The organism is Dellaglioa sp. CoH-56-MRSF-10, assembly GCF_056782175.1.
This window is the reverse complement of the sequence record NZ_JBXAYF010000002.1, coordinates 114,573-127,060: the sequence shown is the minus strand read 5'-3', so window position 1 is coordinate 127,060 and position 12,488 is coordinate 114,573. Positions and strand designations below refer to the sequence as shown.

The window sequence follows — 12,488 nt, the reverse complement described above, 5'->3', positions numbered from 1 at the left end:
GATTTTTTTTTTAAAATACTGTGATTTCATACGAACCTTCGAACGATTTATTTTTTTCTAACGTATAAATATTACTTTTATCTGATAAATTACCAGTAGATTCAATATTATCAGCTACTCCCCACCATGGTTCAATACAAACAAATGGTGAATTTTCAGGATATTTCGACCAGATACCAACGTAATCTGCACCATTTAATGTCACGGAAACACCATGATCATCTTCAGGTGTTGAAAGTAAGATAGTCGTTTCTAGTTGTTTCAATTCGTAAATTAAGGCATCATTTTTGAATGTTTCGCGAGATAACTTAATAGGTTCGTTGAACTTAACTGATTTTGCATTTTCGATATCGCTAAAAGGTCCAACTAGTGGAATTTGACGTCTTTCAACATTTGGTGCCACTTCAATTTGATAATTTTCTAGATTTAAATAAGCATTTTTAAGTGGTACGTTAAATGCTGGGTGTCCTCCGATAGAAAATAACAAAGGATTTTCATCGGGGTTATAAACATCGTAAATTACTTTTATTTGATGATTAGTTAAAATGTAATGTAATCTCAATCTAAAATTAAACGGATACTTTGAGATTGTTTCTGGGGATGAACCTAATTCCAGAACAACTGATGTTTTACTTTTAGAAACCACTGTAAAAAGCATGTCACGGGCAAAGCCATGTTGACCCATTTTATATGTTTTATGATCATACGCATATTCATCATTTTTTAAACGCCCAACAAATGGAAACAATACTGGGGCATGTCTACCCCAGTATTGTTTATCTGCTTGCCAAATATATTCAATAGATGTGTCATTTCCGGTAATACTGATTAATTCAGCACCTTGTTCAGCAATTTTGACTGTGATGAAATCATTTTTAAGTTCAACTGTCATTTTAGTTCACCCTATCCTATAAAATATAACGACTAAGATCTTTATCAGCAACGATGTTACCAATTTTGTCTTCAACATAACTTTCAGTAATTGTTATGTCACCCATTTGCATATCTGGACCCTCAAATAGTAAATCTTCAAGTAATTTTTCAAGAATTGTATGCAGTCTGCGTGCACCAATATTTTCAGTATCGTGGTTAACGTTGTAAGCAATTTCAGATATTTTCTCAATTGCTTCAATTGTAAATGTCACATTAATATTATCAGTGCCAATTAAAGCAATATATTGTTTAATTAAGGCATTATGAGGTTCTGTAAGAATTTTAACAAAATCTGCTTGGCTCAAATCATCTAATTCAACTCGAATTGGGAAACGACCTTGAAGTTCAGCAATTAAATCGCTAGGTTTACTTTCATGAAAAGCACCTGATGCAATAAACAAGATATGATCAGTATTAATAACACCATATTTAGTTGAAATTTGAGAGCCTTCAACAATTGGTAAAATATCACGTTGTACGCCTTCTCTAGAAACTTCACCACTATTTTTTTGAGATTTTGAAGTAATTTTATCAATTTCATCAATAAAAATAATTCCAGTGTTTTCAGCACGTTCAATTGCAGCTTGATTGATATCTGCTACATTAACTAATTTTTTTGATTCTTCACGAATTAAAATTTTACGGGCTTCTGCTACGGTTAACGTTCTTTCTACTTGGCGTGTTGGTGTTAATGCACTTAAGGTATCTCCTAAGTCGATGCCCATTTGTCCCATCATGCCATTCATACCAGAAGGCTGTTTAGGTTCATCAACTTTAATTGTCACTTCGTTATTTTCTAATAAACCACGACTTAGTTGTTCCGATACAGATAGTCGTTCATTTCTAATGTCGTCAGTGACCTCCTCTTCATCTTTTGCATCTAATCCGGCAGGTATTTGACCTTTTTGAATTTGAGACATCATTTGCATAAGATTAACATTCTCGGCTTTTTTTTGTTTTTTAATACCTGGAACTAGAAGTTTTACAAGTCGTTTATCAGCCATACGTTCAGCTGCGCCTGAAACACGGCCATATTGAGCATCTTCTTCTAATTTAATTGACACGTCAACCAAGTCACGTACCATTGATTCAACATCACGTCCAGCGTAACCAACTTCAGTGAATTTTGTTGCTTCAACTTTAATAAATGGTGCTTCAAGCATTGTTGCCAAACGACGAGCAATTTCAGTTTTACCTACACCAGTTGGCCCAATCATCATTAAATTTTTAGGTGTAACATCTTTTTGCATTGATTCAGAAAGTTGCATCCGACGATATCTATTACGTAATGCAACAGCAATGGCCTTTTTTGCATCATTTTGACCGATAACGTATTGATCTAGTTCTGTAACAATCTGTTTTGGTGTTTTATCACTTATAGTCATAAATTTACCCGCTTTCTATAATTCTTCTGAGATGACATGATGGTTAGTAAAAATATCAATATCACCGGCAATATTAATTGATGCCTCAGCAATTTCTTTAGCTGACATATCAGTTGTATGATGCTTAAGTGCCTTTGCAGCAGACAAAGCAAAATTTCCGCCAGATCCGATTGCTAAAATGTCATCGTCAGGTTCAATTACTTCTCCACTACCAGAAACTAATAACATTTCATTACTGTTCATTACAATCAAAAGTGCTTCTAATTTTTGTAAGGATTGTTCACTACGCCAATCCTGAGCTAATTCAACTGCTGCACGTTGTAAATTACCACTAAATTCATTTAATTTTTTTTCAAATCGTTCTTCAAGATTAAATGCGTCGGCAACGCTACCAGCGAAACCAACAACTACTTGATCGTTATATATGCGACGAACTTTTCTAGCAGTCCCCTTCATAATAACTTTTTCACCCATTGTGACTTGGCCATCACCGGCCATTGCACAGTGACCATTATGCTTAACGGCACAAATTGTTGTTGCATGAAATGAAACAGTTGCCATAATAAACTCCTCCATGTTACTCATTTATTGTATAAAAAAACTTCATTGAACGCTACTACTGTAGCACAACAATGAAGTATAACTCAATTATTTTATCAGATATTTCATAAATATTTAAAGACTTGGTTTAACAATTGCTAAATGCTCTAGAGCACGATTTGCAACCGCTTGATTTTTTTCTTGTTTATCTCGAATTTTTGTGCCTAATTTAGGGATAATACCAAAGTTAGCATTCATCGGCTGAAAATGTTTACCACTGGCATGTGTTATATAATGGGCCATAGCTCCCATCACAGTTGTTTTAGGAAGTACGACTAGCTCTTCTCCTAAAACAAGATGTGCGGCATTGATCCCTGCTAATAATCCACTTGCAGCACTTTCTACATAGCCTTCAACACCTGTCATTTGACCAGCAAAAAATAAATCATTTCTAAATTTAGACTGATATGTTGGTTCCAGTGTATCAGGAGAACGCATAAATGTATTACGATGCATAACACCATAACGAACAAATTCAACATTTTCTAAACCTGGAATTAGTGAGAAAACATTCTTTTGTTCGCCCCATTTAAGATGCGTTTGGAAACCAACAATATTGTATAAGTCACCGACTGCATTGTCTTGACGCAATTGGACAACGGCAAAAGGTGTTCTACCAGTCTTAGGGTCTTCTAATCCAACTGGTTTTAAAGGGCCAAATAACATTGTTTTAGCGCCTCTTCTAGCCATTTCTTCAATTGGCATACAACCTTCGAAAAATTTTTCATCTTCAAAATCATGCATTTCAGCAGTTTCGGCCCCTATTAGTGCCTTATAAAAGGTTATAAATTCCTCTTTAGTCATTGGACAATTAAGGTATGCAGCATCACCTTTATCATATCGTGATTTTAAGTAGATTTTATCCATATTTAATGATGATTTTTCTAAAATTGGTGCAGCTGCATCATAAAAATAAAGTCCCTCACTACCATTTAATTGTTTAATTGATTCTGCTAAACCTGATGATGTTAAAGGACCTGTCGCAACAATTGTTGGACCTTTTGGTAGTTCAGTTAACTCTTCATTGATAACCGTAATATTTTCATGATTTTTAACTAAATCAGTTATCTCACCAGAAAATTTATCACGGTCAACGGCTAGCGCACCGCCAGCCGGAATTGCATTATGGTCAGCTGACTTCATAATAACTGAATCTAACTGTCTCATCTCTTCCTTCAAAAGACCAACGGCATTCGTAATTTGATTAGCTCTTAAAGAATTCGTACAAACTAGTTCAGCAAAATTCTCAGTATGATGCGCTGGTGTCATTTTGATAGGGCGCATCTCGTATAAATTAACATGAACTCCTCGCTTGGCAATCTGCCATGCAGCTTCACTACCGGCAAGACCAGCACCGATTACATTAACGCTAGTATTTTCCATTATATAATCCCCCTGCTAGTTAGATTCAATTATTTTTGAACCGCTTCTTCATAGTCACAATTACTACATTTGACTTGTTTTCCACCTTTTACTTTTTTCTCAATTAAATAATGTTGACATTTTGGACATTCGCGACCAATAGGTTTATCCCATGATACGAATTCACAATCTGGGTATCTTGAGCAACCATAGAATAAACGATTTCGTTTAGATTTACGTTCAATTACTTCCCCTTGCTGACACAATGGACAAGTTACACCAATTTCTTTAACGATTGCTTTTGTATTACGACAATCTGGAAAACGCGTACATGCAAAAAATTTACCATATCGGCCCATCTTAATAACCATCGGTGACCCACAAATTTCACAATTAAATCCAGCTGGTTCATCTTTAATTTGAACTTTCTCAATTGTTTCTTGGGCATGTTCAACATTTTTTGAAAATGGTTTATAAAAATCATCAACAACTTTAACCCAATTTTCGTCTCCGACTTCAATGTTATCAAGACCTTTTTCTAATTCAGCAGTAAATTTAACATTCACAATATCACTAAAATAAGCTTCAATCATATCATCTACAATTTCACCCAGTTCAGTTGGTTCAAAACGCTTAGCAATTAATTTCACATAATATCGACGTTGAATAGTATCCAAGGTTGGTGCATACGTTGATGGACGTCCAACACCATTTTCTTCAAGTGTTTTAATTAAATTTGCTTCAGTGAATCTAGCAGGTGGCTGAGTAAAATGTTGGTTAGGCTGATTTTTAGCTAACTTAACATGATCGCCAACTTTTAAATCCGGTAAAATATTATCAGTCTTTTTGTTATCCTCATAAATTTTTGTATAACCTGCAAACTTAGTCTTTGACCCAGAAGTATGATAAGTAACGCCATTTTGTTCAATAGATACAGACATTGTATCCATTACAGCTGGTGTCATTTGACTGGCAACAAATCGCGACCAAATTAATTTATATAACTTCATTTGATCATTACTTAAATAATCCTTCATTGAAGCAGGTGTACGTAAAACAGAGGAAGGTCTAATTGCTTCATGTGCGTCCTGTGCACCTTCTTGTAATTTACCTTTGCGTGGCTTAATAGCTGCATAATCTTCACCATACTTTTCGTGTAAAAATTGAGCAGTTTCATGTTTGGCAGTCGTAGATACACGAGTCGAGTCGGTACGCATGTAAGTGATTAAACCAACAGTACCCTGTTTTCCGAGATGAATTCCTTCATATAATTGTTGTGCAACCATCATCGTTTTTCTTGTACGAAAGTTTAATTTTCTATTAGCATCTTGTTGCATTGTACTTGTAGTAAATGGTAAAGCTGGAAATCTTTTACGTTCTTTTTTTGTGACAGCGGTGATATCAAAATCTTGTTTTGTATCAATTAATGCCATTACTTTTTTAACATCTTCATTATCATGAAGTGCTTTTTTCTTTCCCTTAATACCATAAAAAGCTGCATCAAATTTCTCTTTACCTTTTTTAAATTCAGAATCAATAGTCCAGTATTCCTCTGGTATAAATGCACGAATTTCTTTTTCTCTATCAATAATTAAATTCAAAGCAATAGACTGAACTCGACCAGCACTTAAGCCTTTTTTTATTTTAGCCCATAATAAAGGACTAATTGAATAACCAACTAATCTATCTAAAATACGGCGAGCTTGTTGTGCATCAACTAAATTCATATCAATTGATCTAGGATCATTAAAAGCATTTTTAACTGCATCTTTTGTAATTTCATTAAAAACAACACGATTTTTGTCCGTGATATCTAAATCTAAAATATGAGATAAATGCCATGCAATTGCCTCGCCTTCACGATCAGGATCGGCTGCTAGATAAACATTTTTAGCTTTTTTAGCTTCTTTTTTTAAACTTTTAATAACATCGCCTTTACCACGAATTGAAATGTAATGAGGATCATAGTTGTTTTCAACGTCAACTCCCATTTTACTTCGTGGTAAATCTCTAATATGTCCAAGACTAGCGACAACATGGTAGTTGCTGCCTAGGTATTTTTCAATTGTTTTAGCCTTAGAAGGTGATTCAACAATAACTAGATTTTTTTTTGCCGGCGTTCTCTTTTTCTTTTTGGTTACTGGCATAATTGAACTCCTTCGTAGTATTTATATTGTAAGCAATAACATTTTTAAAATCGTTAGTAATCTTAAAGCATATTAGAGAGACTTGTCAAGCGTAACTAGTTTTCATAGAACTCTGCAAGTATCTGTTCACCGTTAATAATCGGCATTGCACCGGCTATTATTAGTTCATTACACCCAAGTGAAAGAGGACTAATAATTGATCCGGGTACAGCTAGTACTGTGCGATTTTCTTGCAATGCTAAATTGGCAGTTATAAGACTACCACTATGGTGTTTAGCCTCTGTAACTAATAAGCATTCACAAAGGCCTGCAATAATTCGATTTCTTTCAGGGAAATGATTACGTTGTGGTCCTGTATTCAGTCCGTACTCAGATAATAAAAGTCCCTTTTTGCTAATTTCAATTTGTAAATCTTCATTAATTTTTGGATAATAAATATTTAAACCTGTCCCAATAACAGCAATTGTATCTGCTCCGTTAGCTATTGTAAATTGGTGTGCCAAGGTATCAACGCCGGCTGCTAATCCGCTTAAAATTACCTTATCATTTTGGATACTATTTGGTAATAATAATCGTATTACTTCTATTGAGTAGTCAGTTCTTTGCCGAGCACCAACAACAGCAAGTGATTGTCGATTTAATAATTGCGTATTTCCTCGCATAAAAAGAACAATTGGTGGTCGATAGCATTCTTTTAGTCGATACGGATAGTCCTCATCAATAATAGTCACAATTGTTGAATGTAACTTATTGGTAATAACCTCATTTTTCAATGAAATACTAGTGTAAGCTTTACTGAAACTAGCTATTTTTTTACTATTTAAATTTAAAATGGATTTAATTACATCTAGAGTTAAATCAGTACAACTTGGATTCTGTTGTAACCAATCAAAAATTTTATTTTCGCCAATATACGTTATTTCAGAACATAGTCTAAGTTTAATTAAAGTGTCTCTTATTGTCATTGTTTCTCCTTATTAGTCATTAATACTAATAAGGTACGCAATTTATTTCATTATTTTTTTAGAATAGATTTAATTGGTTCAAATGTTCGACGATGAATTGGAGTGACTCCTAATTTGCTAAGTCCTGCTAAATGTTTTTTAGTTCCATATCCATCATTATGATTGAAATCGTATCCTGGATATAATTCATTGTAAAAGTTCATGAGATGATCTCGGTAAACCTTAGCAACGATACTAGCAGCAGCAATACTAGCACTTTTAGAATCGCCTTTAATGAAACTTTCCTGCGGAATATCGCTATCAATCGTCATAGCATCAATCAATAATTGTTGTGGTTTCACGTCCAATGAATTAACAGCTTCTAACATAGCAATTCTTGATGCTTGATATATATTAACTTCATCAATTGTTTGATTATTTATCACAGATATACCAACTGAAACAGCTGTAGCTAATATTTCAACGTATAATGCTTCACGCATAGATGCAGATAATTTTTTCGAATCATTCACGTCAATTAGATTGAAATTATGAGGTAAAATAACTGCTGCACTAACAACTGGACCAGCTAACGGTCCTCTTCCAACCTCATCAATACCAGCGATGTAAGGAATACCATTCTGCCATAGGTCTCTTTCTATTACTAACCTACGATTAAATAATTCTTGGTGTTCAACTAGTTTTTTTTGTCTATTATTATATTGGATTAAAAGCTTAATAACTCCTTTGCGAGAGTCTTTAGCTATTTCTTGCATAAAATTATCCGATGGATTATTCAATAAATGTTCTTTTACTTGAGAAATTGTAAATTTGGTCACAACTATTCGCCACCCAATTGAGGGATTTCTAAGGTATAACGACCAAGTTTACCTTGTCTAATATCAAATATAATTCTCTCACTCGCACGATCATAATCTTCTTTGAAACCCATTTTTTTTGTTAAATCTAATAATAAATCAACATTACTTAACTGCATTTGTTCATCCGTTAATTTATATTTCTCTTGTAATGCCTTTGGATTTGTTTGTTTAAAATGTTCTAACCCGTATAATGCAATGTCATCTTTTGCATATAAAGAGTCTTTTATTGCTCCTGTTAAAGCAAGACGTTTACCGATTTCTTGATCTTCAAATTTGGGCCATAAAATACCTGGTGTATCTAAAAGAGACATTGATTTTCCGGCTTTTAACCATTGCTGTGCTTTTGTCACCCCAGGTCTATTTCCAGTTATGGCGACATTTTTACTTAACAAATGATTTAGTAACGTCGATTTTCCAACATTCGGAATTCCGATACACATTACCTTAACTCGTTGTTGGAGGATACCTTTACTTTCTCGTAACGCTATTTTATCTTTTAAAACAACGTTAATTTTTTTCTCGATAGCGTTAAGTTGTCCGTGTTGACTATCTACTGCAACTGCCGGAATTCCTTTGTTTTCATAGTACTGTAGCCAACGTGCAGTAACGTTCGGATCGGCCATATCTTTTTTTGTTAAAACCATAATATGAGGTTTTGTTGCAAGTAATTGCTCAAGTTGCGGATTTCTAGATGATTCAGGCAATCTTGCATCAACTAATTCAAGTACGATATCTACTAAGTTTAATTTTTCCTTTACTAATCTTAAGGCTTTTGCCATATGTCCTGGGAACCATTGGATTACTGTCATTTAAATTCTCCTTGTTAAGCCAAGTAAACTTTTAATTAACTTGCTTAATTCTTTATATTTAACTCTCTTAATCAGAATACCTTAATTTGTGCACAAAAAGAAGAGAGTTCCGCTATTTAGTTTCGCCCTCTTCAGTCTTTTATTAATTTGTTAACGATTTAATTGCCGCATCATAGGCAGGATCATTTTTTGAAATTTTTTTCTGAACTAATGTTTCAATTTTTAAAGCAGTATCTTTGTTAACTTCGCCCGTTTGAGTTAAAGTATTTTCTTTTTGTAACATTTTTACTGCATTAACCGTTGATGTACCAAAGTAACCATTATTTTTGTCTTTATAATAATTAAGTGCGCTTAAGTAAACTTGAATCGTTTTAACTTGAGGTGTAACGTCTTCATATTTATATGTTTTATCAGTATTAATTAGTGGTGAATAAGCATACGCAGGATAATCAGCTGAAATAGTAGGCTTAATCCCTTTTTTATTAATCCAAGAACCATCAGGTGTTAGCCATTTAGCAATGGTAACTTTTAATTCTGTTTTATCTGTAAAGGTATTGATTGTTTGGACGGTACCTTTTCCATAAGATGTTGACCCAATTAATTTATCATTACCAGATTGGTTAAGTGCGGCTGCTAAAATTTCAGAAGCACTTGCACTATCTTTATTAATGACAACAGCTGTTTTTTCTGTGACTTTAAATCCTGAGTCATATTTTTTACCAGCCTTATATACTTCAGGAGAACCCGTTTTGCCTTGTACCTGCATAATTGTTTGACCATCTTTTAAGAACATTGATCCAATCGCTAATGCTTGATCCATAAGGCCACCTGGATTATCACGAACATCAATGACAAACGATGTAGCGCCATCTTTTCTAAGTGACTTCACTGCAGATTTGACTTCGTTAGATGTATCCTCAGAAAATGTACTAATTTGAATATATCCTACTTTTTTATTCTTTTTCGAAATACTACTATAGACTGTTTTAACAGGAATATCATCTCGTTTTATTGAAACATTAAATGTTGATGAATCACGTTTAATAGTTAGTTTCACTATTGTTCCTTTTTTACCTCTAATTTTTGAAACAGCTTTTTCTAAACTGAGACCATAAATAGATTTACCATCTATTTTTTGGATAATATCATCTGTCTTCAAACCAGCCTTTTTAGCTGGTGTTCCTTTAATAGCTGAAACAATCTGAATATTTTTCTTGCTAATTTTGACTTCAGCACCGATTCCAACAAATTTACTAGAAATAGTTGAATTTAAATTAGTCGCATCTTCTTTACCTAAATAGGCCGTAAATTTATCTCCAGTAGAGTCGACCATACCATTGATAGCCCCATCGACTAATTTTTTCTTACTGATATTTTTATAATAAGAATTATTTAGTGCCGAATAAACAGACTCAATTTTGGCTAAATCTGAACTAGTCGTTTGTAATGACCCAACTAATGTATTAATTTGACTAATTGCAAAAAAATACATTGCAGCAGCTCCGACTATAAAAGATAAACAAATTGACCCTATTAAGGTCCAAAAATGACGACCAAATCTAAAACGTTTTTCTTTTTTATCTTTTTCCATAATTTAATTCCCCACTAATTCATTTTGTCTAAATATCGGGCCCAAGCGTCATCAAAAATTGTCATTGAAGGTAAATATCCTGCATTTAATTCAAGATAATTAGAAAGAAAGTCATACTTATCTGACAATTTAGGAAAACTTTGATCATAAAATGCATTATTTGCAAATTGGGACACCTCATCCGTACCGTGATCATTGCGTTCGGTCATTAAAAATTGATAAAATGTTTGTCTCATAAATTGATACCTCATTTAATTTAAAGGGATAGAAACATCGAATTTAAAAACATTCGTTTTTAAATCAATTTTGGTTGCACTAGCTTGTATACCATTCTCAATATCTAGTTTTTTTAAGTTAAGCATAATTGTTTGTTCTTTGCTATTAATCGTAATCCAATTTGGTAAATCATATGCATTTTTTACATAATCCATTATAAACTTTTTAGGAACTGGTAATGAACCTACAGCAACAGATTTTGCTTTTAACAAGATATTACCATCATCTGTTACAACTGGATCTGAATATAATGTGAATGAAATATTTTGTCCTAAAATTTTTGTTGTGCCCATTAATATAGCAGATTTATCTACTAAAAACCGATATTTAATTGATTGACCTTTTTGAATTGATTTTAAATAATAATTAATGGTTCCGTTAAGTTGTTCCTTGTTCATTTCCACGCTTAGTTCTGTTCTTTTTGTTGCTTTTGAAGTGGTTTGAGTTGTTAGTGTCTTTTGATCTTGGGATTGGTTCATAATACTAACGGAAAAATAAAGTAGTACGCCAATCAATAAAGAAAATAATATGATAAACGCAACTTTCCATGCGTTAAAAGTGGTTGATGTTTTTTCTGTTCTTTTCGGCATAATTCTCCTCATTATTTAAATAAATGATGTTCTTCCATTGATTTGAACAACAAATCAGTCATTTTTTTATAACCTTTTTTATTTGGATGAAAATGATCAGTTATAGAAATATAGTTATTTTTTTCATCTTTTTCTTGCAAGACACTTTCAAGATTAAAACTAGATAAATCAGATAAGTCTGAGCTACCCAAAGTCTTGGCTAATTTACTTGTTTTACCATAATATTGTCCTTCAGAAAGCTGTTTTTCAACACTAACAAAATAACTATTTTTATCATTTTTAACAACCTTGTTGGTTACGTTATTCCATGATTTAACAATCGTTTTCATACTACTCATTTCGGGGAAATAAACGTAAAATGGGTTATACACTCCTATAACGTAGATAGGCGCGCTATTATTATATTTTCTAATCTCTTTAAATAAATCATTTAAATTTTTTGTATAAGTCATTTTTTCAGTATCAATAGCTTTATTTAACTTATCAGTATCATTAGATAAAATGTTTTTTTGTATAACCTGTAATAGGTCATTCCCACCAACTGTTAATGTAATAACAGTGGCTTTTTTTAACGTTTTTTGCATTTTGGGTTGTTTCTTTAATCTGCTATAAATTTGATCACTTCGATCTCCTGATAAGCCAAAGTTAGAGGCAGTTACTTTCATATTTTTATCAGTATTTATTTTTTCTGTAATTAATGAAACGAATCCACCTTTATTCGTTTCATCTCCGACACCCTGCGTTAAAGAATCACCAAGGGATACTAGCTTAAGAGCTGTTTTTTTATGGGGCACTGTTATTAAAGAATGATTCGAAAAATGGCCGGTTGCAAACCACAGCCCACTAAATATAAGACCACTTAGTACTAAAATACTTAAAATAGTAATGGAAAAGCTTTTAAAAAATTTCAAAAAATCATTCCTTTATTTAATTAAAAAAACCGGACAAAAACAGCTGTTTTTGGACCAGT

At 33.0% G+C, this 12,488-nt stretch carries 12 protein-coding genes; all 12 read right to left on the bottom strand.

Annotation, left to right across the window (positions count from 1 at the left end; all coding sequences use genetic code 11):
* Positions 1–10 precede the first annotated feature (10 nt).
* The 12 genes from AC1RP4_RS02415 to AC1RP4_RS02360 all read right to left on the bottom strand — a co-directional run bounded on the left by AC1RP4_RS02415 (position 11) and on the right by AC1RP4_RS02360 (position 12,312).
* The gene (locus AC1RP4_RS02415) at positions 11–892 is read right to left on the bottom strand and encodes an aldose 1-epimerase family protein (protein WP_481761325.1); all 882 of its coding nucleotides are present in this window, start codon (positions 890–892) and stop codon (positions 11–13) included.
* Between the two features lie 16 nt (positions 893–908).
* A complete protein-coding gene (gene hslU, locus AC1RP4_RS02410) occupies positions 909–2,318 on the bottom strand; it encodes an ATP-dependent protease ATPase subunit HslU (protein ID WP_409022533.1) in 1,410 nt (469 codons plus the stop codon).
* Positions 2,319–2,333: 15 nt separating this feature from the next.
* Positions 2,334–2,879: an HslVU peptidase proteolytic subunit gene (gene hslV, locus AC1RP4_RS02405; protein ID WP_409022532.1), complete on the bottom strand. Its 546-nt coding sequence runs from the start codon at positions 2,877–2,879 to the stop codon at positions 2,334–2,336.
* A 114-nt stretch (positions 2,880–2,993) separates the two neighbouring features.
* Positions 2,994–4,301: an FADH(2)-oxidizing methylenetetrahydrofolate--tRNA-(uracil(54)-C(5))-methyltransferase TrmFO gene (gene trmFO, locus AC1RP4_RS02400; protein ID WP_481761326.1), complete on the bottom strand. Its 1,308-nt coding sequence runs from the start codon at positions 4,299–4,301 to the stop codon at positions 2,994–2,996.
* A gap of 29 nt (positions 4,302–4,330) precedes the next feature.
* Positions 4,331–6,427 carry a type I DNA topoisomerase gene (topA, locus tag AC1RP4_RS02395; RefSeq protein ID WP_481761327.1) on the bottom strand — a complete coding sequence of 699 codons (2,097 nt, stop codon included), beginning with the start codon at positions 6,425–6,427 and terminating at the stop codon, positions 4,331–4,333.
* Between the two features lie 95 nt (positions 6,428–6,522).
* The gene (dprA, locus tag AC1RP4_RS02390; RefSeq protein ID WP_481761328.1) at positions 6,523–7,392 is read right to left on the bottom strand and encodes a DNA-processing protein DprA; all 870 of its coding nucleotides are present in this window, start codon (positions 7,390–7,392) and stop codon (positions 6,523–6,525) included.
* A 50-nt stretch (positions 7,393–7,442) separates the two neighbouring features.
* Positions 7,443–8,210, bottom strand: coding sequence for a ribonuclease HII (locus tag AC1RP4_RS02385; protein ID WP_481761329.1), 768 nt, complete (start codon positions 8,208–8,210; stop codon positions 7,443–7,445).
* A gap of 2 nt (positions 8,211–8,212) precedes the next feature.
* On the bottom strand, positions 8,213–9,061 hold the full coding sequence (ylqF, locus tag AC1RP4_RS02380) for a ribosome biogenesis GTPase YlqF (protein WP_481761330.1): 849 nt from the start codon (positions 9,059–9,061) through the stop codon (positions 8,213–8,215).
* Between the two features lie 142 nt (positions 9,062–9,203).
* Entirely contained in the window at positions 9,204–10,652 is a 1,449-nt protein-coding gene (locus tag AC1RP4_RS02375; RefSeq protein WP_481761331.1) for a S41 family peptidase, read from the bottom strand.
* 14 nt (positions 10,653–10,666) lie between these two features.
* Positions 10,667–10,888: a YozE family protein gene (locus tag AC1RP4_RS02370; RefSeq protein WP_409022525.1), complete on the bottom strand. Its 222-nt coding sequence runs from the start codon at positions 10,886–10,888 to the stop codon at positions 10,667–10,669.
* Between the two features lie 15 nt (positions 10,889–10,903).
* The gene (locus AC1RP4_RS02365; RefSeq protein WP_409022524.1) at positions 10,904–11,518 is read right to left on the bottom strand and encodes a YpmS family protein; all 615 of its coding nucleotides are present in this window, start codon (positions 11,516–11,518) and stop codon (positions 10,904–10,906) included.
* 11 nt (positions 11,519–11,529) lie between these two features.
* Positions 11,530–12,312, bottom strand: a complete 783-nt coding sequence (locus tag AC1RP4_RS02360; protein ID WP_481761332.1) for an SGNH/GDSL hydrolase family protein — start codon at positions 12,310–12,312, stop codon at positions 11,530–11,532.
* Between the last annotated feature and the right edge of the window lie 176 nt (positions 12,313–12,488).